Origin of the sequence: Mycobacterium sp. (assembly GCF_035314665.1) — a bacterium.
Classification (GTDB): Bacteria; Actinomycetota; Actinomycetes; order Mycobacteriales; family Mycobacteriaceae; genus Mycobacterium.
The window spans coordinates 1-23,599 of sequence record NZ_DATFZD010000186.1; the positions used below are offsets into that span (position 1 = coordinate 1).

Consider the following 23,599-nt stretch of genomic DNA (forward strand, 5'->3'; position numbering starts at 1 on the left):
TCCACGACGCCGCGCTTCTGGGCGAGCGCAAAGCGGTCACCGGCGAAGCCCTGCCGCCATTGCTGACCGCCACCGCCGCGGCGCAGCGGGCCGGACGCATCGGGTCGGCCCACGTGGCGGTCATTCGCGGCTTCGTTCACCGGTTGCCGGACTTCGTCGACGTCGAAACCCGCCAGAAGGCCGAGGCGCAACTGGCCCGGTTGGGTGGCGAGCATCGTCCCGACGAGTTGAGCAAGCTGGCCGACAAACTCACCGACTGCCTCAACCCCGACGGCGATTTCACCGACGACGACCGAGCCCGCCGACGGGGCATCACCATCGGCAACCAAGGCTTCGACGGCATGAGCCCGATCAGCGGGTATCTCACCCCGGAAGCCCGCGCCACCCTGGACGCCGTCTTGGCGAAATTGGCCGCTCCCGGCATGTGCAACCCGGTGGACCAAGAGCCCGCCGTGGATGGCCAACCGTCACAGCAAGCGATCGACGCTGACACCCGCAGCGCCGCTCAACGCAACCACGACGCCCTCAACGCTGCCGGACGTGCCCTGCTGGCCTCCGGTGATCTGGGTCAACACAACGGGTTGCCGGCCACCATCATCGTCACCACCACGTTGCGCGAACTGGAGGCCAAGGCCGGCAGAGGGCTCACCGGCGGGGGCACCGTGCTACCGATGAGCGACGTGATCCGGCTGGCCTCCCATGCACATCACTACTTGTGCATGTTCGACAAAGGTAAGGCGATCGCGCTCTACCACACCAAGCGGCTCGCCTCGCCCGGTCAGCGAATCGTGTTGTACGCCAAGGACCGCGGGTGTTCACATCCCGGTTGCGACGTACCGGGCTATTACTCCGAAGTCCATCACTGCACGCCCTACGCCAAATGCCATACCAGCGACGTCAACGACCAGACGTTCGGCTGCGGTGGCCATCACCCACTTGCCGAAAAAGGCTGGACGACCCGTAAAAACCAGCACGGCGACACCGAGTGGATCCCACCTCCGCACCTGGACTGCGGTCGGCCACGCGTCAACACGTTCCATCACCCCGAGAAGCTGCTGCGCGAGGACGACGACCCGGCTTAGTGACGGCGGGTCGCCCGCTCAGTGCAACGTCGGCGCGTACCGCAGTACCCGAGGGTTACCCGCTGCGGGCCTGGCAAACCGCGCTATTCCCCGGTGAACTGTGGCGGCCGCTTGGCGAAGGTTGCCGACACGCCCTCGGTCAGGTCCTTGGACGGCAGGAACGCTGCGTTCCATGCCGCCACGTAACGCAGACTCGCCGACACAGCCGAAATCCGTTGCTGGTCAAGGACATCCTTGACGCCGCGGACAGTCAGCGGCGGGTTGGCGGCGATCTCGGCGGCGGTGGCATGGGCGCCGGCCAACGCGGCGTCCGCGTCGGCGAATACGTCGTTGACCAAGCCGATCTTCTCGGCGCGGGCGGCGTCGATGTCCTTGCCGGTCAATGCCAGTTCGCGCAGGTGCCCGTCGGACAGGATCAGCGGCAGCCGGGCCAGGCTGCCGACATCGGCAACCATCGCCAGCTTGACCTCGCGGACGGAGAACTTGGCGTCGGCGCTCGCGTAGCGGATATCCACTGCGGAGATCAGGTCGACCCCGCCGCCGATGCACCAGCCGTGCACCGACGCGATCGTCGGGGTGCGGCAATCGGCCACAGCGGTGATCGTCCCCTGCATGCGCAGCACCTCGGCGTGGAATTCGATGCGGGGCCTGGCCAACGCCCCGTCGGCCAGCACCGGGGCCAGCGTCCCGCCCATCGCCGGCAGGTCCAGGCCGTAGCTGAAGTTGCGCCCCGACCCGGTCAGGACGATGGCTCGCACGTCGGGGTCGGCGTCCAGCTCACCGAACACCTGCGGCAGTTCCGACCAGAACGCCGGGCCCATCGCATTGCCCTTGCCCGGTCCGATCAGCGTCACCTGCGCGACGTTGTCTTTGGTCTCGACGATGACGGATTCGTACTGCTGGCCCATGTCGAGACCGTACCGTGGACGTCATGTCTTCCGACCTGCGGCCCGGACCCGATTCCCCACCCACCGACGAGCTGGCCAGCGCGGAAGCCGCGCTGGGCGCCCTGCAGCATGTCCTGCATCCGATCTCGCGCGACGAGCTGTCCAAATCCACACCATGCTCTGAATACGACGTGATGGCGTTGACTGACCATCTGCTGAACTCGCTCACCCTGCTCGGTGGCGCGGCGGGCGCGCTGCTGCCGGAGCGCGACAGCGACGATTCGGTGGAACGCCAGATTGTCGGCGCGGCCCGGCCGGCGCTCGACGCTTGGCACCGCCGCGGCCTGGACGGCACGGTGGCGTTGGGCCCCAATGAGTTACCCGCGACGTTCGCCGCCAGCATCCTGACGCTCGAATTCCTGGTCCACGGCTGGGATTACGCGGCCGCGACCAAACACCCGATTAACGTCACCGAGTCGCTGGCCGATTACACGCTGGGGCTTGCCAAGAAAGTCATCAACCCGCAAACGCGGGCGGCGGTGGGCTTCGATGATCCGGTACCCGTGCCCGATGATGCGCCCGCCCTCGACCAGCTGATCGCGTACACCGGCCGCAATCCAGCGGCGACCCAGACCTAGACGCGCTCCAGATAGAAGTAGAAGTACCGACTCACTCCGTCCTGAAAATCCACTACTCCCTTGCCGTTCATGATGCCCATCACGGCGTTGTCGTCGATCGTCTTGAAGTGATCGTGGACAGGTTGGCCGTCGTAGACCATCGTGGCGGTGACTTCGCCGCGAAACTCCTCCAGCCATAGGCTGGCTTCGCCCTTGCCCATCTTGACGTTGGAGAACCGGTTCCCGTCGTCGTCGAGGCAGACCAGCGGCTGCACGTCGGCGGGCGAGTTGAAGGTCTTCCCGAACCAGCGGGCCTTCTCCAACCGCCCGTTCATCGGGTGGCCCGTGACGAACTCGCCGCCCTTCCATTCGCCGAGCATGCCGTCGATGGTGGCCGGCTGCAGACTCGCCCAATAGTCGTCGAGCTCGGCGTCGCTGAGTGCGCGGGTGCGCTCCTTAAATTCGGTGAACTTCTTGCGGGCCAGCGCGTCACCCATCGCGGTCTCCTTAAATCCAGCCCTGAGCAAAGTGCAGTAGGGCGTCGTTTTCCTCCGGCGCGCCGATGGTTACCCGGACACCGTCGGCGCCGTACGGGCGGACCACAAGACGTGCGTCGGCGGCCCGCTCGACGAAGTCCAGTGTCCGCATACCCAACGGCAGCCAGACGAAATTCGCCTGCGACGGCGGCACCGTGAATCCGGCCTCGCGCAGGGTTTCGCTTACCCGAGTACGTTCGGCGACCACGGCGTCGGTGCGGGCGAGCAGCTCCTCGGCGGCTTCCAGCGAGGCGATTGCGGCGGCCTGCGAAACATTGGTCGTGGTGAACGGAACCGAAACCTTGTTCAGCGCGCTGATCACCTGCGGGTCACCGACGGCGTAGCCAACCCGCAGACCGGCGAGCCCGTAGGCCTTCGAAAATGTCCGCAGCACAACAACATTGCTGTATGAGCGGACCAGCCCCAGGCTGTCGGGCTGCATACCGTCGCGGATATACTCGACGTAGGCCTCGTCGATCGCGATCAGGATGTCCGACGGCACCGCCTCGACGAACGACGCCAGCGCCGCCGGCTCGACGACGGTGGAGGTCGGGTTGTTCGGGTTGCACACGAAGATCAGCCGGGTGCGGTCGGTGACCGCCGCGAGCATCGCGTAGAGGTCGAAGGTCTCGTCACGCAGCGGGACCTGGATCGGTGTGGCGCCGGCGACCCGCACCTGCAACGGATACATCTCAAAGCTGCGCCAGCAGTAGAGCACTTCGTCACCCTCGGACGCGGTGGCCTGGACGAGGCGCTGGCACAGATTCACCGAACCACCGCCGACGGCAATGTGCTCGGGGGCGAAGCTTGCCCCGGCTTCGGTGTTCAGGTGCTTCGCCAGCCGTGACTTCAGCTCCGCGTTGTGGTTGTCCGGGTAGCGGTTGACTGCACCGACGGCCCGGTCGATCGCCGCCCGCACACTGGGCAACGGTCCATCTACCGTCTCGTTGCTGGCCAGCTTGATCGCGCCCGCAATCGTCTTGCCCTCGACGTAGGCTGGCAGCTCAGCCAATTCGGGGCGCAGGCGAGCGGTCATTTCGACAGCATATGTCCGGCCTGTGTACGCTGTGCTCCGCGGCGGTTCCGGAAGCCCGGCTGAACTTGAGGCCGGGGAGCGTCCGGTACCCTCAGGAAATCCAAGGAGGCGTGCCAGAGCGGCCGAATGGGACTCACTGCTAATGAGTTGTCCTCTTACCGGGGACCGGAGGTTCAAATCCTCTCGCCTCCGCCAGCCAGATAACTGAACACATGCGCCCGTAGCTCAACGGATAGAGCATCTGACTACGGATCAGAAGGTTGGGAGTTCGAATCTCTTCGGGCGCGCTGCACGTCAGAGGGCCTCCGGCGCGCCCACTTAGCTTGGGCCGCATCGGGCGACACGATCGCCAACCGATACCGTGATGTGCTGCCCCAGCAAGTGGTCAGATCGGTGTCGACGCCAACGAAAGTCTCCACTTTCCTGATACTTTCACTCTCCGCGCACCAAGTCATAGAGCGTGTTCGTAGGAAATCAGCGACCCGTCGGGGTCGATGATCGCTAGCCCGGTGCCCTGGTCCACGCGGTAGGTGTATCCATTGTTTACGGCGGTGTAGCAGTAACCGGGGTGACTAGCCTGCTTCACCACAAGTGTGACCGGGATGGTGATGCTGTCGCCAGAGTTCTTGTTCACGCCGCGGTATTCGAGGCGTCCGTCACCTCGCCACGAGCAGATGGTCGCGGCCGAATCCTGCGTTTCAATCGTTGTCACCACGTCCTGGTGTTCGTCGCACGAGGGCGTTGCCGCCGAGGCGGTTCCCGCAGCGAGCAGCGCAGAGCTGCCAAGGGCAGCTGTCAGGGCGCCGCCTGCCAACCACGTCAACTTCGTCATCTCTGTCCTCTAGTTGGAGTGGGGTTTCATTGTGACTGTCGGGTGCCCTATCGGCCTAGCAGATCGGTTAATTGCCGCCAGATTGTCCGATAGGGCCGCACTTTGTCGTGAACTAATGGATATGGTTCTTGAAGATTCTATTGATGAGAATCTGTTGGTTGTCGTGATCACCCTTAAACGCCGCGAACGCCAGGGATTCAAATCCTTGGTCGTCCAGAGTGAGCGCACCTGGTAGCGGTCGCGCGCAAGGGGCCGCGTGATGGTCAGGTATGTCACTCAACAGCGCTTATGCAGCGAAGATTAGTCTCCCCAATCGCCACCTGCGTATTTGTCCAGCACAGACCGCACATCAGGGCCACGGGTCTGCCGCTGCAGGTAGTGGGCCTCTGTGGCCGCCAGCTTCGCGTGTGAGAGCTGCTGCTGCGCCTGCGCCGGGCCAGCTTGTGTTGTTTCATCGGTGAGCCTTTCGCTCCGCGAGAGTGTCCCCGACCAGTCCGACATAGCCGGGGACCGCTCTAGCGGGGTTAGTGGCGAGGAATCAGGCTGAGAACGGGTGCGCCACCGGTGCCCATGCGCGTCTTGGCCGCATCGAAGGCGGCGACGATCGACCGAACCTCCGGTGTCGTCAGGTCGAATACCTTGACGCGCTGCGTCAGCGCCAGCAGCCGGTTTACGGCCGGCGCGCGGACAAAGGCTAGGGCGGCCTCGAGCTCGGCGGCGCTCATGCGTTGGCCCTGCGCTCGTCCTGTAAATCGCCGGTGACGATGAAGATCAGCCGCTCGCAGTAAGCCAGCGCATCCGCTGCCTTGTCGGCCAGCTCGGCGGCCCTGGTGGCGCGGACACCGGTCAGATACGGCGCCGCGCCGCTCGCATCGGCGTAGGCGGCGCGTAGCTGCGCCTGGCATCCGCGCAGCGTGGCGAGTGCTAGCCGATAGTCGGCCGCGGTTGTGCGGCTGGGAATAATTGACACGTCGATCTCCTGTTCAGATCGGCCACCCGCGGGATTGCGGCGAGTCTTATACACACGTAGAACACAGGCGCCGCGTTCGGGTACACAGCAGATACGCAGCGGATCGGTAGGCAATCGACACCCGGGGCCGTGGGCGCGGTGGGCACGATGACTCTCCACTTTCCTGATACAAACGCCCGTAAATACAGGCGGACGGTAGCAACGCCGAGCGGACGCCCGAATCTGTAACCCGTTGGGGCGCAACGTCCGTCAGTGTTCGCTAACGTGCGCCGAAATGGAGCGAATACATCAGAAGGTTGGGAGTTCGAATCTCTTCGGGCGGCGCTCTGTATGTGTATGCCCCGGTTGCGACACGGTCACGGATGCATACCTATTGAAAACTCGGCAGCAACATCAGCCACATCGACCACTATCGTCACATAAGCCAACTGCGGACGTCAATGCGACGGCTCGCCCTTGGAAAGGTGGGACATGTCGGCGATGCGTCGAATCGTTTCAATATCGGTGGCGTCGGCTACTGCTCTCGGACTCGTTCTTCCGATCGGCATCGCGCCACCGGCGAGCGCCACACCCTGCAACGCGCCCGAAGCGAACGCCCCGCCCCCGGCCGCACTCCCCGACATGCCTGCGCCTGCGCCGGTCGTCGCACCGCCCACGGGACGCAGGCCTCGGGGTACGAATGAGAATGCGCCACTGCCCAAACTGGGTCCGCTGATCCAGTCCTTCGGTTCCCTCCTTAAACCCCTGACCCAGGCGCAAAAGCAGGCGCAACTTCAGGCGGCGGTGACACCGGGGCCCACTCCTCCCGGCGCCATCCCACAGTCCCCAAACGCCAATCAGGCGGTTCCGCAGGCCATCCCGGCGCCACCGCCTCCGCCTGCCGCGGTCGCGGGTGCGCCGACCTCGCTTGTCGACTTCGTGACCGGACCGAACAGCCCTAATCACACCCTCGAACGGTTCGGTATCTCGGGAACCGACCTCGGGATCCCCTGGGATAACGGCGATCCAGCCAATCGCCAGGTTTTGATGGCCTTCGGTGACACCTTCGGCTATTGCGCTGTGCGCGGCCAGCAGTGGCGGTACAACGTACTTTTCCGCAGCCAAGACCGCGATCTGTCGCATGGGCTTCACGTGGCCGACGGGGTGCCGAACAACCCATACTCCGGGTCACCGGTATGGGCGCCGGGCCTTTCCAAACAGGTCCTCAACAGCATCCATAAGGCGTCGCACGAGACCGGAATGATTCCGACGTCCGCGATGTCCCTTGGCAGAACCCAATACATGAGCTTCATGTCCATCAAGAACTGGGGTCACGACGGCGAATGGTCGACGAACTACTCGGGAATCGCCAGATCCGTTGACAATGGCCAGAGCTGGGGGATCTTCCCCGGCAGCATCCGCCTGGCCTCGGCGGACACTGTCCCGGGCGGCCGGTACTTCCCGGGCAATGAGAACTTCCAGATGGGCTCGTTCATGAAGGGGAGGGACGGTTACCTCTATTCCTTCGGGACCCCGTCAGGACGCGGCGGTCCGGCATTCCTGTCGCGAGTCCCCCCGGGCATGCTGCCCGACCTGAGCAAGTACCAGTACTGGAACGGCGAAGGGAAGGGCTGGGTTCCGATGGACCCGGGCGCGGCGACGCCGATTTTCCCGGGGCCGGTGGGCGAGATGTCCGCTCAGTACAACGACTATCTCAAGCAATACCTGGTGCTCTACACCAACGGCGGCAGCAACGACGTCGTGGCGCGGACCGCGCCGACTCCGACAGGACCATGGAGTCCCGAACAACCACTGGTGTCGTCGTTCTCGATGCCCGGCGGCATTTACGCGCCGATGATCCATCCCTGGTCGTCGGGTAAAGACTTGTACTTCAACCTGTCGCTGTGGTCGGCATACGACGTGATGTTGATGCACACCGTGCTGCCGTAGCTCCCGACGCTACGATGTCGGGGCCGGCAACCGGAAGCTCATGTTCACCGTCGTCCCCGACGGGGTGCAATCCATCTCGAGCCAGTCGCTGACCGCGCGGATCAGCAGGAGTCCGCGTCCGCGGACGCCGGGGTTGGCCGGCGCCGGCTTCCATGAACCTTCGTCGGTGATCCGCACATGCACTGTGGCGCCGTCGTTTTCGCCTTCGATCCGAACCTTGCCCGGTTCATGCCCGCGGTAGGCGTGCTCGATGCTGTTGGCGGCCGCCTCGTTGACCGCCAGGATGATGTCGGCGACCGTCCCCTCCGGAATCGCGGCGGCCTTCATCCAGGCGGCGAGCTGATGCCGGACATCGCTCAATTGCTCAGCTGCCGCGAATTTTTCAATCGTCAACGGGGCGTACGGTTGCCGGTAGATGACGATCGCGATGTCGTCGTCGTAGCCCGTCGGTGGTGCCATCTCGCTGAGCACCGCATCCGCGACGGCATCGACGGACAGATTCATGCTGTCGGCCACCGTCCCACTGACCCGAGCGATCCCCTCGTCAATCGACACTTCTCGCCGCTCAACCAGCCCGTCGGTGTACAGCATCAACGTCGAGCCTGGCGGCAGGACAACGGAGGACTGTGGACGAGAACCCTTGCGGTGCACCGCCAGTGGCACTGAGCGCGCGTCCGACAGTAGCGTCGGCGCGGACCGCGGCGCGGCCAGCACGGCCGGCAGATGGCCGGCGCAGCTGTAGCAGAATTCGCCGGACTCAGTATCGAGGATCGCCAGAAAGACCGTGGTGCAAAAGGCATCTGGGATCAACTCGGCGACGGCGTCAAGTTCTTCGAGCAGCATCGCGGGCTCGGCGCCGGTGAGCAGCAGCGCCCGCGCGGAGCTGCGAAGCTGACCCATCACCGCCGCTGCGGACAGGCCACGGCCCACACAGTCGCCGACGATGATGCCGATCCGGTTGTCGCCGAACCGCAGAACGTCATACCAGTCGCCGCCGATCTCCAACGGCGACACTGCGGGTTCGTAGCGGACCGCGAACCCGGGCGGCAGTTCCGTCGGCGCCAGCATCGCGTGCTGCAATGTCAAAGATGTCTCACGTGCGGTCTCGAACTGGCGCACATGTTGTATTGCCAGCCCGAGGTGGCCGACGAGCACGGTGACCAGCAGACGATCTTCGGCGCTGACCCGGCGCGGCACCCGAAGCTCCAGCCACAATGCGACGTCTCCGCCGCCGGTGAGGACCGCAACGATTCCGCCTGCCGTGCCGGGTTTGTCCGGCCATTCGATCGGCTGCACGGTGAGCGGCAATTGATGACGCGCCTGTTGAAATATCTCACGCAGCACGGGATCCAGTTGACGCCAGGGCAATGTGGCGTTCTCTCCGGCCACCTGAATCGTTGGGTCACCACCGTGCGTCGGCCACACCGCGGCCACCACCCGATGAACGTCGAGCGCGAGGCGGCACTCGTCCAGGGTGATCGAGAGCACCTCGGCGACGCTTTTGGCGACGCCGACGGCTGTGGCCAGGCGCAGGACGGCGCTTTCCCGCGCGGCGAAGGCCCGCTCGGCAGTGATGTCGCGAATCGTTCCGACGAATACATCGCCGTCCGCGGCATCCGTCGAGACCCGGTTGATGTTGGCCGTCACCCACACCAGTCGGCCATCCCGATGCCGAATCGGTGTCTCGTATTGGACCTGGTTTTCTTGGCCGAGCCTGGATTGTTGTAGCCGCGCGGCCTTTTCGTCGACCAACCACGGGTGCGGCCACCGATAGGGGATGCCGTGCGCCGAATAGCCGGTGATCTTGGTGAAGGCGCCGTTGAGTTCGACGACCGCGCCGGCCCGATCGGCGACGAAGAATCCCTCCTGCAGCGAATTCACCAAGGCACTGCGGAACTCATCGCGATCGGCGAGATTTTCGGCACGGGCCCGTTGTTCCTCGTAACGCTTTGTGCCGTCGAGGAATCCGCGGGTCGCGACATCGAGGGGGGCCAGCGTCTGCAACAGGAAAGCCAGCGCCGCCGCTAGGTCGACACCCCGCGGACTCTGCGTCAGCTCGTGGACCAGCTGCGAGTGATTCTCGACGATGTCGAGCATGCTGATGCCTTCTTGCAGGGCACGGCGTCCAAGCTCGTGGCCGACGGCGAGGTCTTCCTCGGCGCGCGCTTCCAGATAGGTACGGAGTGCGGCGGCGTACCCGACGTGGAAGTCGTCGTCGGCGCGGGTCATCCCGACGCGCCTCGATGACGCGCGGCGAGCACCAGCGCGTCGTCGTTGTCCTTGCGGTAGCGACGCAGAGTTTGGTCGGCGATCGCCACGGCCGAGGCGGAGAAGTCGATATCGGCAAGAAAATCTCCGCCAATGCCGTCGGTGGTCATCACCAGCAGGTCGCCGGGGCGCATCGAAACCGTCTGCGTGTGCACGGTGTCAGGTATCCGATAACCGACAATGCCACCGGCAAGGCGCGCTGATGACCGGATCCCGACGCCACCGGGCGACTTGACGACAAGATCGGCGGTAACATTGCCGATTCCGGTCCAACTCAGCAGGTCGGCTTCGAATTCGATTCGCGCCAAAGTCATTGCGACGCCCCTCGTGTCGGCCAGCGCGCGATGGCATAGCTGGACCAACACGCCCAACGGCTTGTCCGGGGCATCCCGAAGCACCTCCGCGGCGCGCTGTGCCGCCCGCGCGGCCTCCCCGCCGTGGCCGAGGCCGTCCAACACACCGAAGAGGGCAGCGCTGGGGCCCACATCGACCGCGACGGGGTAGTCGCCGCAAGCCTCCTCGCTCGATAGTGGCCGAGCAGCCGCCGCCCATTCGATCGGCCCCAGCCAGCCGTGCTCAGCCATTGTGCGGAATCCACTTCCACATCTCGATAACCGTGCCCTGACCCGGTGTGGAGTCGACGATCATGCGATCCATCAGCCGCCGTGCGCCGGGCAGGCCGAGCCCCAGGCCGCGCCCGGTGGAATAGCCGTCCTCCATGGCCCTTTCGATGTTGGCGATGCCCGGACCGTCGTCCTCGGCGCGCACCACCAGCGCCTGTCGGCCCTCCCGGTCTTCGACCGCAACCCGAATCGCACCATAACCGGCGTAGCTGGTGATGTTGCGGGCGATTTCCGAGATCGCGGTGGCGATCATCGTGACATCGGTCAGCGAGAAACCGAGCTTGCGGGCCATTTGGTGACCCGCCTGACGCGCCGCTACGATGTCGTCGGGGTTGCCGACATCGACTTTGACCTCATCCGCCACCGTCGAGTCCGATCGATTTCCCAAGCCCCAGTTGTCGATTCAGCAGCGCCAGACCCTCTTCCAGGTCGAGCGCCGTGTACATGTCGTCGAACATCAACCCCAGCTGGACCATGGCAAAAGCCACCTCCGGCTGCAGGCCGACGATCACGGTGTCGGCGCCACGCAGCCGGGTCATGTGCGCAATCGTGCGCAGCGAGCGAGCGGCGAACGAGTCCATCACGTCGATGGCGGTGACGTCGACGATGATGCCTTGTGCGCGGTATCGGCTGACCCGTTCCATCAGGTCGTAGCGCAGTCGCTCGGTGTCGGAGTCGGTCAGCGCCGCCTGCACCGACGCGATGAGGATGGGGCCCTGCTTCAGGATTGGTACTGGCATGGCGCGCTCGTGTTAGTTCTCAACGAAGGTCTTGTTATCCGCCCGTTTCGCCGGTTCGGGTGACCTCGTAGCCCAGCAGGCGTTCGGCTTCTTCGATGCCACCCTGCAGGTCACCGACGGCGTTCATCTTCGACAGATCCAGTCCGATCGTCACCAGCGTCAGGGCGATTTCGGAGGATAGGCCGGTGATGATCACGCTGGCGCCCATCAGGCCCGACGCGTCGACGGTCTGCACCAGGTGGTTGGCCACCGTGGAGTCGATGGTGGGCACACCGGTGATGTCGATGACGACGACCTTGGCCCGGTTGGCGCGGATAGCCCGCAACAGTTGCTCGGTGACCTGGCGGGCGCGCTGGCTGTCGAGGACGCCGATGATCGGCAAGATCAGCAACTGCTCGCGCACCTGCAGCACCGGCGTGGACAGCTCGCGGATGGCCTCCTGCTGCTGGCGGATGATGCGCTCGCGTTCCTGCACGAAGCCGACGGCGACGGTGTTGGCGATGCGGTTGGCGGCGGGCTCGTAGGCGTCGAGCACCCGGTTGAGCAGGTCGAAATCCGTCTGGTACTTCTCGAACAGCGAGCGAGCCAGCACGTCGCGCAGCAGCAGCACGATGCCGACGACCTCATTGGTCTCGACGCCACGGGGAATGATGCGCTCGGACAAGTCGCGTGCGTAGTCCTGCAGCGCTTCGACGCTACCGGTCTCGAGCACCTCGACGTAGCTGTCGTATACCGTCGTTGCCTCGGAGAAGATCTCCTCCGGCGACATCGCCGTGAGCAGTTCGGCCTCGGTGATCCTGCGGGCCCATTCCTCGCGCAAAGCCGTTCGGTTCTGGCGTAGGTGCTGCACTAGCTGTGGCAGCAGCAAACCCTCGCTCGAGATCGCCGGCGCCTGATTGACGACGCCCGTACCCGACAAGTCCATCGTTTGATCCGACATCGAACCTCCCCGGCTCATCGCAGCGGGCTTAAGCCCCGCGGCCAAGACTAACCGAGCCTCGCGGCGAGGACCGTTGAAGTAATATTTCTGCGAGTTTGCGATGGCGACACCGGATCGGCACCGGGGTCCGCCAGGCGCGATAGGACACCCCGACTAAGGATGGCCGTTGTCAGCTGCGGACCCCATCACCACCTCCGTCGCGCACCGCGAAGGGGTCGCCGTGGTAACCATCGGCGGCGAAATCGATTTGAGCACCGCGCCGGCTTTTGAAGCGGCGATTACGGGAGCGCTTGACGACGATCCGCCGGTTCTCGTCATCGAACTTTCCCAAGTGAGCTTTATGGCGTCGGTAGGTCTGCGGATCCTGGCGGACACCCAAGAAAAGGTCAGCAAATCGGCTCAGGTTGCGATAGTGGCCAGCAATCCCGCGACAAGCAGACCGATGCAGTTGACCGGCCTCGACAAAGTCATGTCGATGTACCCGACGCTGGACGACGCGTTGACCGCGGTGGGCACCGGCCCGACTAACTAGACCGCGCGCAGCACCTGACGGGCGATCGCGTACTTGTGCACCTCGGTCGGACCGTCGTAGAGCCGGAAGGCGCGCATATCCGAGAAGATCATCCCGACCGGTGTCTCGTCGGAGATGCCGATGCCGCCGAGGATCTGCACGCAGCGGTCGGCGACCTTGAACAGCTCTTCGGACACATAGGCTTTGACCATCGAGCTTTCGTGTCGGCCGGTTCCGCGATCGCCCTTGTCCAGCGTCCAGCACGCCCACCAGATCGCGAGTCGGCATTGCTGCAGGGCGATTTCGTTGTCGGCGATCATGAAACTCACGCCCTGGTGCTCGCCCAGCGGCTTGCCGAACGCGGTGCGCTCCCGGGCATGCTGCACCGCGATCGACTGCGCGCGCGAGGCCGCCCCCAGCCAGCGCATGCAGTGCGTCAGCCGCGCCGGCGCCAATCGCAACTGTGCGTAGCGCAGGGCCTGGCCGACCTCGCCGAGCACTGCCGACGACGGCACCCGCAGATCGGTCAACCGCACAACGCCGTGGCCTTCAACGTAGTTGCGGTCCATCGTGTTCATCACCCGCTCGAGTTCGATGCCCGGAGTCGTGCCGTCGCATAGGAACAGCGTCGGACCGTCAGGGCCGTGTGGGTTGGGCGCGACGCGCGCCATGATGATCCACGTCCGTGCGCCATGCGCGCCGGTGATCAACCACTTGCGCCCGTTGATGAGGTAGTCGGTGCCGTCGAACTTCGCCTCGGTGGCCAGCTGGTTGGGATCCGAACCGGCGCCGCCGGGTTCGGTCATCGCGAACACCGACCGCTGCCGGCCGTCGATGACCGGCAGCAGGAACTCGTCAACCTGCTCGGCGTTCGCGACCTTGCCCAGCAGGAACATGTTGCCCTCGTCGGGCGCGGCGCAGTTCAGCGCCACCGGGCCCAGCGTCGACCAACCCGCCGCCTCGAACAACACCGCCTGCTCGCGGTGCGACGGCTCACGGCCACCAAAACGCTTGGGCGCCTGGAAGGTTAGCAACCCCGCTTTGCGGGCCAGCTCCACCAGCTCGGCTCGCAGGTCGTCGTCGGGGCCATGTCGGGTAAGGCGAGGATCGGCCTCGTACGGCACGATCTGCTCGGCGACAAACGCGCGAATCTCGTCGCGCAGCGCCGCCAGGTCCGCGGGTACGTCGAAATCGATCATGCGTTTTCCATCAGCTCGCACGCCTGCTCGAACAGACTCACCGTGGCCGCATGCAGTAGTTCGCCGACTTCCTTGGGCGCTTTGCCGGCGCTGGCCCTCGCATGCGTGCCCTCCAGCACGATGCCGAGCTTGAAACATGCCAGCACCGTGTACCAGGTGATGTGTGACAGGTCGCGGGTGGTGTTGTGCCCGTACTGCTCCACCAGGTCGGAGGTGCTGGCCAATCCGCCCTTGTCAAAGAGGGTGCCGCCAAACGCGCTGGACGCGTCGGACGGTCGCCAGGTGGCCAGCAACCAGCCCAGGTCCAGCAGCGGGTCACCGATCGTGCACATCTCCCAGTCGACGATCGCGACGACCTCGGGACCGGTGCGAGAAAACATCACGTTCGCCGCGTGATAGTCGCCGTGCATGATGCCCGGCGTCCACACCGGCGGCCGACCTTCTTCGAGCCACTTGGCGACGTCGTCGACTCCCGGAATGTCCGGGCCGGGATAGTTATCGAATTCTCGATAGGATTCCAACTCCGAAAGCCAGCGCGGCACTTGACGTTCCAGGAAACCTTCCGGCTTGCCGAAATCGCCGAGACCGACGGCGAGGTAGTCGACGGCGCCGAGCTTGGCCAGCGCATCTGCCATCGACAGCCCCATTCGGAACCGCACAGCCGGATCGCCCGCATGCAACGGGGGCAACTCCTCGCCGGCGTTGAACCCGTCGATGGGTTCCATCAAATAGAAGACTGCGTCGCCGAGCACGTCCGGGTCGTTGCAGCTGGCGATCAGGTGCGGATGCGGCACGTCGGTGCCGGCCAGCGCGGCCAGGACCTGAGTCTCCCGCATGATCACGGTGTTGCTGCGCGGACGTAGGTGTTTCGGCCCGCGGCGCAGCACGTAGTCTCGGCCCGACCTGGTGAAACGCAACATGATGTTCTGCGTCCCGCCGCTGATCTTCGCAACATCCTCCAACGGGCCGTCGCCTAACTCCTGCTGCGACATCCACTCGGCGAGGGCGTCGAGGGCTTCTGGGTCGGCTGGGTTGTTCACGTTGCTGAAGCTACCGTCTGCAAGGATCACGCCATGACGCCACCAGTCATTCAGCGCTGGATCTCGATCATCGAGAACGGCCGTACCGACGAACTGGACGCTCTGCTCGCCGACGACGTCGTGTTCTTCTCGCCCGCGGTATTCACCCCGCAGGAAGGCCGACGCAAGACCTTGATGTACCTCACGGCTGCGGTAAAAGTGTTCGGCGCAGGCGACTTCCATTACGTCGAGCAGTGGTACGAAGAGCGGTCCGCCATCCTTGAGTTCGCCGCGACGATCGACGGGATCTACGTCAACGGGATCGACATGATCCACTGGAACGACCAGGAGCAGATCGTGTCGTTCAAGGTCATGCTGCGACCGCTGAAGGCGTTACAGACGATCATCCCGGCGATGGCTGAGTTGTTGCAGCAGTTGACGGCTGGTGACGGCCCGCTGCGCCCGGCTGCGCCGCGCTTGCGACCGCCACAAGGCACATGACGGACCGGCCCGCTCGACTGAGCGACGTCCACCAGATCGCCGCCGCGATGCCGTATGCGCGGCGCATCGAAGGACCGAAGCGCAACGCGATCTACCAGGTCGGCGGCAAGTCGTTCGTCTTTTTCCGCACGCCTCAACCCGACGCCGTCGACCCCGACACCGGGGAGCGGCTCGCCGACGTGATCATGATCTGGGTGGAGTCCGAGAGCGACAAGTTGGCGCTGGTGCAGGACCCGGATTCGCCCTTCTTCACCACCGACCGATTCGACGAGCATCCGTCGGTGCTGATCCGCGCCGCCCGGTTGGCCGATATCAGCAGAACTGAGGTGGCCGAGCTGATTCAGGATGGGTGGCTGTCGCGCGCGTCGAAGCGCCGGGCGGACGAGTGGCTCGCCGCGAACCGTCCGTAGCCGCTTGAGCCCAGCGACTTCTCAGGCAGGCGGCGTACTGTCCGGTGCTGGCCGGAGATGGGAGCAACGACGATGCCGCGAACCGACAACGATTCCTGGGACATCACCGAAAGCGTGGGATCGACAGCGCTCGGGGTTGCCGCGGCTCGCGCTGCCGAAACCGAAAGCGAGGACCCGCTCATCCAGGATCCCTTCGCACGGGCATTTCTCGAAGCGGCCGGCCACGGAATGTGGAGCCTGATGGCGAATCCCACCAAGGCGGCCGAACTGACGGATGACGGGGATCTGCTCGCTCACCTACAGGTGATGATCGACTTCATGGCCGTGCGGACAGCGTTTTTCGATGAGTACTTCCTCAACGCTGCGGCATCCGGCGTTCGGCAGGTGGTCATCCTGGCCGCGGGCCTGGATGCGCGCGCGTGGCGGCTGCCATGGCCCGACGGGACCACGGTGTACGAGCTGGATCAGGCCAAGGTTCTGGAGTTCAAGTCGACCACCCTGCAGGCGCGGGGCGCACAGCCGACGTCAAGGCTGGTGAGCATCCCGATAGACCTGCGGCAGGACTGGCCAACAGCGTTGCGGGAAGCGGGCTTTGACCCATCACGGCCGACCGCGTGGTCGGCCGAGGGGCTACTTCGCTACCTGCCGGCGCAGGCCCAGGATCTGCTGTTCGAGCGGATTCACGCGTTGAGCCCGGCCGGCAGTTGGCTGGCTACCAACGCGCCTGCGAAGAGCGCGCTGGACCCCGAGCGGTTGGCCCGCCAGCGTGAACAATCGCACCGTCTGCGCGCCGCGGCCGCCCGGGTCCTCGACACCGATGTACCCGCGGATGAAGACCTGTGGTACCCCGAGGAGCGCACCGAGGTGACCGACTGGCTGCGTGAACACGGCTGGGACGCGTCGGCAATCACCATGGGGGAGATGCTGACTCGATACGGGCGCGACGTCCCGGGAGACGACTTAGTACCGCCGACCATGTTCGTGTCTGCGCACCGATCCTGACCGCGGCCGGTGTAGCCGGCTGCCATCGCGTCTCAATATTGCTGTATCGCAGCGGTAGTGGCTGCGCGAACGGTGCGGAGCGTTCGCTGTCTGTTATACAGATGTTTAGTCCAGATGTTTGGACGTTTGCCGCCGTGGGTACGTTAGCTTTGCTCTGCGGTTTTCTTTTCCCACATTGATGGAGGCCAGGATGCGCGGCGGAGGTTTAATCAGTGCAATTGTGGTGATCTGGTTGGTGATCGGCGTGGTGGCCGCATTCCAACGGGGCTACTTGAAGAATACCGACCAAAATTGTGCCTCATTGGGCACTATCGCGGTCACGGTGCTCGTGGGTCCCCTGAATTACGCGGGTGTCAACCCGAAGGTGGGCGAGTGTCATGCGCCGCAGCCAAGTTCGATGCCCGCGATGGACATCGAGCATCTGTTTGGAATGGAGGCGTCGTGATTTTTTTGGGCATCATTCTGCTGGTATTGGGATATTTCCTCAAGGTGTATGTCCTAGAAACGATCGGCATCATCTTGCTGGTCATCGGCGCCGTGCTATGGGTTCTGGGCTCTGTCGGTCGCCCGGTCGCCGGCAGGCGCTACTGGTACTGACGCGAATCAACGAAACATCTGAAAAGGAGTCGTCATGATCGTCCTCGGAATTATCTTGCTCGTCCTCGGCTATGTGCTGCCAGTGCCACTGCTGGCCACCCTCGGGTGGATTCTGGTGGTAATCGGTGTGGTGTTCTTCATCCTGGGCAGTGTCGGCCGCCCGGTCGCCGGCCGAAAAGTCTGGTTTTAATCCGCCGACCTGCAGTTGGGGCCGCTCACAGCGGACACATAGGATTGGCACAGTAACGACTCATCGTGCTGGGCATAATTTAAATCTGTGAGCCAACCCCATGCACCCGTCGAGCGAGTCGTTATGCGCCGTGCCGACGGGAACCCGATCAATGTGCTGGTGGTCGACGACGAAGCCGTCCTCGCCGAGATGGTGTCGATGGCGCTTCGCTACGAAGGCTGGAACATCGCGACCGCGGGTGACGGAGCAGCGGCTCTGGAGTCCGCGCGGTCGCAGCGGCCCGATGTAGTCGTCCTCGACGTGATGCTGCCCGATATGAGCGGGCTCGATGTGCTGCGGAAACTGCGCGAACAGAATCCGCAGCTGCCGGTTCTGCTGCTCACGGCGAAGGATGCGGTGGAAGATCGCATCGCCGGCCTCACGGCCGGTGGCGACGACTACGTCACCAAACCGTTCAGCCTCGAAGAGGTGGTGTTGCGGCTGCGGGCGCTGCTGCGGCGCACCGGGGTGACAACGGAGGACAGCGGCGCGCAGCTCGTCGTCGGCGACCTGGTGCTCAACGAGGACAGCCACGAGGTGACCCGCGCCGGCGAGCCAATCTCGTTGACGTCCACCGAGTTCGAGCTGCTGCGCTTCATGATGCGCAACGCCAAGCGGGTACTGAGCAAGGCACAGATCTTGGACCGGGTGTGGAGTTACGACTTCGGCGGCCGGTCCAACATCGTCGAGCTGTACATCTCCTATCTGCGCAAGAAAATCGACAACGGGCGCGACCCGATGATTCATACGCTGCGTGGCGCCGGCTACGTACTCAAGCCGGCCCCCTAGCATGGGCGGGACTTGGTCCCTTCGGCTTCGGCTGTTGATCGGGCAGGTCGTGGTGCTCGCAATCGTCTGCGTCGGAATCGGTGCGGTGACTGAGCTCGCGTTGTACCGATACCTGGTCGGACAGCTCGACACCGAGGTGCAGGACGCTTCGCATCGCTCGGTGCGGATATTCGGTGAGCCGCCGTCGGCGCCGTGGCGCCATCATCCGCGGCCTTTTCCGCGACCCGGCCCGGGCCCGGTCTTCCTTGACGCGCCGGCCCAGCCGGTGGGGATGGTCGCGGCGGTGATCGACAACGGCGGGTCGATCGAAGCCGGATACCTGACCAGCGCGGGCAGCCGGGCCGCGTTGACCGACGCAGCCACGGCCCAGCTGAAGGCGATTCCGATCAACCGCACGCCGGTGACCCGAGATCTCAACGGGCTGGGCCGGTATCGAGTTATTGCGGCGCCCGCCCGGCAAAGCGGCGACATCATCGTCACCGGCCTGTCGATGTCGGATGTCGACGCCACGATGATCCGCGTCCTGCTGATCTTCGCGGTAGTCACCGTGATCGCGGTCGCGGCCGCCACCACCGCCGGCATTGTGATCATCCGGCGAGCGCTGGCGCCGCTGCGCCGCGTCGCGCAGACCGCCGGCGAGGTGGTCGCGCTACCGCTGGACCGCGGCGAAGTCGCGCTGCCGGTGCGGGTGCTCGAGGCGGACGCCAACCCGCGCACCGAAGTGGGGCAGCTCGGGTCGGCCGTGAACCGGATGCTCGACCACATCGCGGCCGCGTTGTCGACCCGGCAGGCCAGCGAGACCCGGGTACGCCAGTTCGTCGCCGACGCCAGTCACGAACTGCGCACGCCGCTGGCCGCAATCCGCGGCTACACCGAACTGGCACAACGGATGGGTGACGACCGCGATGCGGTGACGCATGCGATGCAGCGCGTGAATTCCGAAACCCAGCGGATGACCCACCTCGTCGAGGATCTGCTGCTGCTCGCCCGGTTGGACTCCGGGCGGCCACTGGAACGCGAATCGGTGGATCTGTCGCGGGTGGCCGTCGATGCGGTCAGCGATGCACACGTCGCCGGGCCGGATCATCAGTGGGAGCTCGACTTGCCCGAAGAGCCGGTGATGGTCTGCGGCGACGCCGCCCGGCTGCATCAGGTGGTGACCAATCTGCTAGCGAACGCCCGCGTGCACACCAGCCCGGGAACCGTCGTGACCACGCGATTGGCTTCCGACACGATGCATGCGGTGCTGAGCGTGGTCGACAACGGGCCGGGGATCCCAGAACAGTTGCAGTCGGAGGTGTTCGAGCGGTTCGCCCGCGGTGACACTTCCCGATCCCGTAAGGGCGGCAGCACCGGCCTGGGCCTGGCGATCGTCTCGGCAGTGATCAAGGCCCATGACGGCACGATCTCGTTGGACAGCGCGCCGGGTCACACCGACTTCACGGTGCGGTTGCCGCTGACGTCCGACGCTAGCGTCACCGCTCACAGCGCGGACATAACTTGGACAAATTCGAAACTTAGGACCGCGCAACACGATTAAAGCATGACGATTCTCGAAGTGCCCGGTGATGTGGCCGTCGATGAATTCGTCGTTGCGCCGCTGGCGTATTCGCGGCGGCCACGTTGGATACGGCCCGCGCTGTGGGCGCTACTGGCCGCGACCGCATTGCTCTATCTGTGGGACTTGAGCGCATCGGGCTACGCCAACCAGTCCTATGCCGCTGCGGTACAGGCCGGCACGCAGAGTTGGAAGGCGTTGCTGTTCGGTTCGCTGGATCCCGGCAACGCCATCACGGTCGACAAACCGCCCGCCGCGATTTGGGTGATGGGCCTGTCGGCTCGGCTCTTCGGCTTTGGCCCACTGGCGATGCTGGTGCCGCAGGCTCTGATGGGTGTCGGCTCGGTCGCACTGCTCTACGGTGCGGTACGACGCGCCAGCGGGCCGATCGCCGGTCTGCTTGCCGGTGCGCTGCTGGCGCTAACGCCGTTGGCGGCCTTGATGTTTCGATACAACAACCCCGACGCACTGTTGGTGCTGCTGCTGGTCGCTGCCGGTTACTGCACCGTTCGCGCGTTGGACAGCTGGTCGGGTCGTTGGCTCGTCCTCGCAGGCACTGCACTGGGATTCGCCTTCCTCACCACGATGGCGGAAGCCTTTCTCGTGGTCCCGGCGATCGGGCTGGTGGTATTGGTCGCCGCTCCCGGCGACATGCGCGCGCGGATCCGCAGCCTGCTGATCGGGTTGGCGACGACCGTCGTCTCAGCAGGTTGGTTCGTAGCGCTGGTGGCGGTGTGGCCCGCGGATTCCCGGCCCTATATCGGTGGTTCCACCGATAACAGCCTGCTGCACCTCACGCTTGCGCACAACGGTGTGGGCCGGGTGCTCGGCGAAGGCGGAAACCACACCTCATGGCTGCTGCCCGCGGCGGTGATCGGCCTGATCGCAATGCTGTGGTTCACCCGCTCGACGCCGCGGACCGACCGGATGCGGGCCAGCCTGCTGTTCTGGGGTGTCTGGATGGTGGTGTCGGGGGTGGTCTTCGGCTCCACGGTCGCGATGGCACCCGCCGTTGCGGCGGTCACGGCGATCTCAACTCGAGAGTTGTGGCGTGGCAGGCAGTTTGCGTCGTCACGGGCGGCCCTGGCGCTGATGCTGGTGGCGATCGCCGGGTGGGATTTCGTCCTGCTCAGCCGCACACCGGACTGGCTGCCGTGGCTACGGTGGGCGATGCTGCTCGGTGCCGTCGTCATACCCGCGCTGGTGCTCACCAGAGGTCAGCTAGTCGGCCGGGGCGTCGCGGCGTTGTGCGCCGGCGGACTGCTGTTCGGGTTGGGAGGCGTCGCGGCATACACCATCCACGCGGTCGCGGTGCACCACGGCGCCTCCATCCCCGTCGGCGCCGACGACGAGCAGGCCGGCGCCAACAGAGCGCTCGCCGCACTACTTGTTGGAACCGACAACCGTTGGGCAGCAGCAACTATCGGCTCACGCACCACATCCAGTCTCGAGCTGAGCACCGGCAAGTCGGTCATGGCGGTCGGCGGATTCAGCGGCCGTGACAACGCGCCGACGCTGGCCGAGTTCCGGCGCTATGTTGCCGACGGTCAGATTGGCTACTTCGTCCGCGACGACAGCCCCGAACCGGGTGCACATTACGGCGATCAGAGTTCAGCGTCCGGCGACGCCGGTCAGATCACCAGATGGGTGGCCGCGAACTTCGTCCCGCAGCAGGTTGGCGACACGACGGTCTACGACCTCGCCCGCTGACGGCTCGGGCGTACGCAACGACGGCGACGCCGTGGGGAGCGTCGCCGTCGTCTGCGTTGGGGTTACTTCAGGATCGGGTTGCTAGGGGCAGGTGACGTCAATCTCGAAGGGCTTGTTCACCGGCTGCATCGGGTTGGACATGTCCACCCCGGTCGCCGTCCCGGTGATCTTGTACTTGCTGCCGTCCTTGGTCGCGCTGGCATTGCCCTGACCGGTACCCGGGGTGTAGCCCAGCGTGACGCCATTGACATTGCCGAGCCCGACCGACTTCACCGCGGGCGGGCTGGCGTCGGTGAGCACGGCGCCAATGCCGGTGGACGCCCCACCGATGGCGATGTTGACGTTGCCGGCCGTCGAAGAGCAGGCGACGGTGCCTTGGACGTTCTGGTCTTTGCCGTCGATGGTGACTTTCGCCACGGATGTGCCGCTCGAACCGGCCGCCGCCGCGCTTGTCTGGCCAGACGATGACCCGGAACTGCTCGTCGATGACTTATTGCTCGAACATCCGGACAGACCTACGACGACGATCGCCGTCGCTGCTGCAGCGACCGTAACTGAACGCTTCACTCATGCTCCTTTGCCATTCTGGCGGTCCACAGGAACTTCACAGACCGCTTTGGCAGTATGCAGCTTTACCGAACCATGGTTATCGAATTCGCCAAAAATTCGCTTGCAGGCCAATGGGGCTTATCGGGCTTCAGCAGACGTTTGCTGGTGGCTTGCTGATCGGGTGTTTCTGTTCCTGTGTCGCGGAATTGATGGCAGTGTCAGGCGGGTGGAACATAAACGCCAGAGTCGCGGGCTACCGCTGGAAGACACGACGGATTTCGCCGACGCCGACCGGGGATTCATCGGCGCGCTGACACCCTGCGTCGTCAACGCCGCCGACGGACGTGTGGTGTGGGATAACGACGCGTACTCGTTCATCAGCGGGGACCCGCCGTCATCGGTGCATCCCAGTCTGTGGCGGCAGTGCATGCTGACCGCCAAGCAAGGTCTCTACGAGGTGGTGCCGGGCATCTACCAGGTCCGCGGCCTGGACATCTCCAACATCAGCTTCGTTGAGGCCGACACCGGCCTGATCGTCATCGACCCGCTGGTCTCCACCGAGGTGGCGGCTGCCGCGCTGCAGTTGTACCGCACGCATCGCGGCGACCGGCCCGTCGTCGCGGTGATCTACACCCACAGCCATGTGGACCATTTCGGCGGCGTGCTGGGCGTCACCTCACAGGCGGACGTGGACTCCGGAAGGGTGGCGGTGCTGGCGCCCGAAAAATTCACCGAGCACGTCGTGCAGGAGAACGTCTACGCCGGCCCCGCCATGACGCGGCGCGCGACCTATATGTACGGCAGCCTGCTGGCCCGCGGCCCGCAAGGACATGTCGGTTGTGGCCTGGGCCAGGCGCCGTCTCTTGGCGAGATCGCCTTGATCGTCCCGACCGTCGACATCGCGACCACCGGCGAGACGCACAACATCGACGGTGTGCAGATCGAATTCCAGATGGCACCGGGCACCGAAGCCCCGGCCGAAATGCACTTCTATTTCCAGCGATTCCGCGCACTATGCATGGCCGAGAACGCCACGCATAACCTGCACAACCTGTTGACGCTTCG

28 protein-coding genes, 2 tRNA genes and 1 pseudogene are annotated in these 23,599 nt (G+C 64.9%); 16 read left to right on the forward strand and 15 right to left on the reverse strand.

The features are described 5' to 3' along the window. Positions 1-1,082: HNH endonuclease signature motif containing protein (locus tag VKI00_RS14530; RefSeq protein WP_324438470.1), on the forward strand; the 1,082-nt coding region annotated here is incomplete at its 5' end. 83 nt (positions 1,083-1,165) lie between these two features. Here the strand turns inward: VKI00_RS14530 and VKI00_RS14535 are convergent. Next, on the reverse strand, positions 1,166-1,990 hold the full coding sequence (locus VKI00_RS14535; protein ID WP_324438471.1) for a crotonase/enoyl-CoA hydratase family protein: 825 nt from the start codon (positions 1,988-1,990) through the stop codon (positions 1,166-1,168). Positions 1,991-2,013: 23 nt separating this feature from the next. On the opposite strand from VKI00_RS14535, the gene VKI00_RS14540 reads away from it, so the two are divergent. Continuing rightward, a complete protein-coding gene (locus tag VKI00_RS14540) occupies positions 2,014-2,607 on the forward strand; it encodes a TIGR03086 family metal-binding protein (protein WP_324438473.1) in 594 nt (197 codons plus the stop codon). Here VKI00_RS14540 and VKI00_RS14545 read toward each other — a convergent pair. Both VKI00_RS14545 and hisC read right to left on the reverse strand, forming a co-directional pair. Then, complete coding sequence (locus VKI00_RS14545) at positions 2,604-3,083, reverse strand: DUF4334 domain-containing protein (RefSeq protein ID WP_324438475.1); 480 nt, start codon at positions 3,081-3,083, stop codon at positions 2,604-2,606. The two genes, VKI00_RS14540 and VKI00_RS14545, sit on opposite strands and share 4 nt — an antisense overlap. Before the next feature lie 10 nt (positions 3,084-3,093). Then, positions 3,094-4,158 carry a histidinol-phosphate transaminase gene (hisC, locus tag VKI00_RS14550; protein ID WP_324438477.1) on the reverse strand — a complete coding sequence of 355 codons (1,065 nt, stop codon included), beginning with the start codon at positions 4,156-4,158 and terminating at the stop codon, positions 3,094-3,096. A 104-nt stretch (positions 4,159-4,262) separates the two neighbouring features. Between hisC and VKI00_RS14555 the strand changes: the two genes are divergently transcribed. Further along, positions 4,263-4,353: transfer RNA gene (locus VKI00_RS14555), tRNA-Ser, on the forward strand. Positions 4,354-4,372: 19 nt separating this feature from the next. Then, a tRNA-Arg gene (locus VKI00_RS14560) sits at positions 4,373-4,445 on the forward strand. 164 nt (positions 4,446-4,609) lie between these two features. Here VKI00_RS14560 and VKI00_RS14565 read toward each other — a convergent pair. The 4 genes and pseudogenes from VKI00_RS14565 to VKI00_RS14580 form a co-directional block, all read right to left on the reverse strand. Beyond that, positions 4,610-4,990: a hypothetical protein gene (locus VKI00_RS14565; protein WP_324438479.1), complete on the reverse strand. Its 381-nt coding sequence runs from the start codon at positions 4,988-4,990 to the stop codon at positions 4,610-4,612. A gap of 300 nt (positions 4,991-5,290) precedes the next feature. Next, positions 5,291-5,434 (reverse strand): annotated as a pseudogene (locus VKI00_RS14570) (site-specific integrase); the annotation flags it as partial. An 80-nt stretch (positions 5,435-5,514) separates the two neighbouring features. After that, entirely contained in the window at positions 5,515-5,715 is a 201-nt protein-coding gene (locus tag VKI00_RS14575; RefSeq protein ID WP_324438481.1) for a hypothetical protein, read from the reverse strand. Then, positions 5,712-5,960, reverse strand: a complete 249-nt coding sequence (locus VKI00_RS14580; RefSeq protein WP_324438483.1) for a hypothetical protein — start codon at positions 5,958-5,960, stop codon at positions 5,712-5,714. Before VKI00_RS14580 ends, VKI00_RS14575 begins: the two co-directional genes overlap by 4 nt. 471 nt (positions 5,961-6,431) lie before the next feature. Here VKI00_RS14580 and VKI00_RS14585 point away from each other — a divergent pair, with 471 nt between their 5' ends. Then, positions 6,432-7,889, forward strand: coding sequence for a DUF4185 domain-containing protein (locus tag VKI00_RS14585; protein ID WP_324438485.1), 1,458 nt, complete (start codon positions 6,432-6,434; stop codon positions 7,887-7,889). 9 nt (positions 7,890-7,898) lie between these two features. Here VKI00_RS14585 and VKI00_RS14590 read toward each other — a convergent pair whose 3' ends face one another. From VKI00_RS14590 to VKI00_RS14610, 5 genes are read right to left on the reverse strand one after another with little or no spacing between them, the layout of a single operon-like run. Continuing rightward, a complete protein-coding gene (locus VKI00_RS14590; protein WP_324438487.1) occupies positions 7,899-10,118 on the reverse strand; it encodes a SpoIIE family protein phosphatase in 2,220 nt (739 codons plus the stop codon). Beyond that, positions 10,115-10,741 carry a SpoIIE family protein phosphatase gene (locus tag VKI00_RS14595; RefSeq protein ID WP_324438489.1) on the reverse strand — a complete coding sequence of 209 codons (627 nt, stop codon included), beginning with the start codon at positions 10,739-10,741 and terminating at the stop codon, positions 10,115-10,117. Before VKI00_RS14595 ends, VKI00_RS14590 begins: the two co-directional genes overlap by 4 nt. Beyond that, positions 10,734-11,144 (reverse strand): ATP-binding protein, encoded by a 411-nt coding sequence (locus VKI00_RS14600; protein ID WP_324438491.1) that lies wholly within the window; start codon positions 11,142-11,144, stop codon positions 10,734-10,736. The genes VKI00_RS14595 and VKI00_RS14600 overlap by 8 nt, the downstream gene beginning before the upstream one ends. Continuing rightward, a complete protein-coding gene (locus VKI00_RS14605; protein ID WP_324438493.1) occupies positions 11,134-11,520 on the reverse strand; it encodes an STAS domain-containing protein in 387 nt (128 codons plus the stop codon). Before VKI00_RS14605 ends, VKI00_RS14600 begins: the two co-directional genes overlap by 11 nt. A gap of 34 nt (positions 11,521-11,554) precedes the next feature. Then, the gene (locus VKI00_RS14610) at positions 11,555-12,460 is read right to left on the reverse strand and encodes an STAS domain-containing protein (RefSeq protein ID WP_324438495.1); all 906 of its coding nucleotides are present in this window, start codon (positions 12,458-12,460) and stop codon (positions 11,555-11,557) included. Between the two features lie 166 nt (positions 12,461-12,626). Here VKI00_RS14610 and VKI00_RS14615 point away from each other — a divergent pair, with 166 nt between their 5' ends. Next, positions 12,627-12,992 (forward strand): STAS domain-containing protein, encoded by a 366-nt coding sequence (locus tag VKI00_RS14615; RefSeq protein ID WP_324438497.1) that lies wholly within the window; start codon positions 12,627-12,629, stop codon positions 12,990-12,992. Here VKI00_RS14615 and VKI00_RS14620 read toward each other — a convergent pair. Both VKI00_RS14620 and VKI00_RS14625 read right to left on the reverse strand, forming a co-directional pair. Then, a complete protein-coding gene (locus VKI00_RS14620) occupies positions 12,989-14,170 on the reverse strand; it encodes an acyl-CoA dehydrogenase (RefSeq protein WP_324438499.1) in 1,182 nt (393 codons plus the stop codon). The two genes, VKI00_RS14615 and VKI00_RS14620, sit on opposite strands and share 4 nt — an antisense overlap. After that, on the reverse strand, positions 14,167-15,162 hold the full coding sequence (locus VKI00_RS14625) for a phosphotransferase family protein (RefSeq protein ID WP_324438522.1): 996 nt from the start codon (positions 15,160-15,162) through the stop codon (positions 14,167-14,169). Before VKI00_RS14625 ends, VKI00_RS14620 begins: the two co-directional genes overlap by 4 nt. Before the next feature lie 81 nt (positions 15,163-15,243). Between VKI00_RS14625 and VKI00_RS14630 the strand changes: the two genes are divergently transcribed. The 9 genes from VKI00_RS14630 (at position 15,244) to VKI00_RS14670 (ending at position 21,985) form a co-directional block, all read left to right on the forward strand. Further along, positions 15,244-15,690 (forward strand): nuclear transport factor 2 family protein, encoded by a 447-nt coding sequence (locus tag VKI00_RS14630; RefSeq protein WP_324438501.1) that lies wholly within the window; start codon positions 15,244-15,246, stop codon positions 15,688-15,690. Beyond that, positions 15,687-16,100 (forward strand): hypothetical protein, encoded by a 414-nt coding sequence (locus tag VKI00_RS14635; RefSeq protein ID WP_324438503.1) that lies wholly within the window; start codon positions 15,687-15,689, stop codon positions 16,098-16,100. The genes VKI00_RS14630 and VKI00_RS14635 overlap by 4 nt, the downstream gene beginning before the upstream one ends. Positions 16,101-16,172: 72 nt before the next feature. Next, the gene (locus tag VKI00_RS14640; RefSeq protein ID WP_324438505.1) at positions 16,173-17,102 is read left to right on the forward strand and encodes a class I SAM-dependent methyltransferase; all 930 of its coding nucleotides are present in this window, start codon (positions 16,173-16,175) and stop codon (positions 17,100-17,102) included. Between the two features lie 178 nt (positions 17,103-17,280). After that, positions 17,281-17,547: a hypothetical protein gene (locus VKI00_RS14645; RefSeq protein WP_324438507.1), complete on the forward strand. Its 267-nt coding sequence runs from the start codon at positions 17,281-17,283 to the stop codon at positions 17,545-17,547. Next, positions 17,544-17,699, forward strand: coding sequence for a DUF6131 family protein (locus VKI00_RS14650; RefSeq protein ID WP_324438509.1), 156 nt, complete (start codon positions 17,544-17,546; stop codon positions 17,697-17,699). Before VKI00_RS14645 ends, VKI00_RS14650 begins: the two co-directional genes overlap by 4 nt. A 34-nt stretch (positions 17,700-17,733) precedes the next feature. Beyond that, on the forward strand, positions 17,734-17,889 hold the full coding sequence (locus VKI00_RS14655; protein ID WP_324438511.1) for a hypothetical protein: 156 nt from the start codon (positions 17,734-17,736) through the stop codon (positions 17,887-17,889). A 123-nt stretch (positions 17,890-18,012) separates the two neighbouring features. Continuing rightward, positions 18,013-18,717: a response regulator transcription factor gene (locus VKI00_RS14660; RefSeq protein WP_324438524.1), complete on the forward strand. Its 705-nt coding sequence runs from the start codon at positions 18,013-18,015 to the stop codon at positions 18,715-18,717. A gap of 1 nt (position 18,718) precedes the next feature. Then, positions 18,719-20,257: a HAMP domain-containing sensor histidine kinase gene (locus tag VKI00_RS14665; RefSeq protein ID WP_324438513.1), complete on the forward strand. Its 1,539-nt coding sequence runs from the start codon at positions 18,719-18,721 to the stop codon at positions 20,255-20,257. Between the two features lie 3 nt (positions 20,258-20,260). Beyond that, positions 20,261-21,985 (forward strand): glycosyltransferase family 39 protein, encoded by a 1,725-nt coding sequence (locus tag VKI00_RS14670; RefSeq protein ID WP_324438515.1) that lies wholly within the window; start codon positions 20,261-20,263, stop codon positions 21,983-21,985. Positions 21,986-22,066: 81 nt separating this feature from the next. On the opposite strand, the gene VKI00_RS14675 is transcribed toward VKI00_RS14670, so the two are convergent. Next, the gene (locus VKI00_RS14675) at positions 22,067-22,552 is read right to left on the reverse strand and encodes a lipoprotein LpqH (protein WP_324438518.1); all 486 of its coding nucleotides are present in this window, start codon (positions 22,550-22,552) and stop codon (positions 22,067-22,069) included. A gap of 208 nt (positions 22,553-22,760) precedes the next feature. Here VKI00_RS14675 and VKI00_RS14680 point away from each other — a divergent pair. Beyond that, the coding region (locus VKI00_RS14680; protein WP_324438520.1) for an MBL fold metallo-hydrolase at positions 22,761-23,599 on the forward strand (839 nt) is incomplete at its 3' end.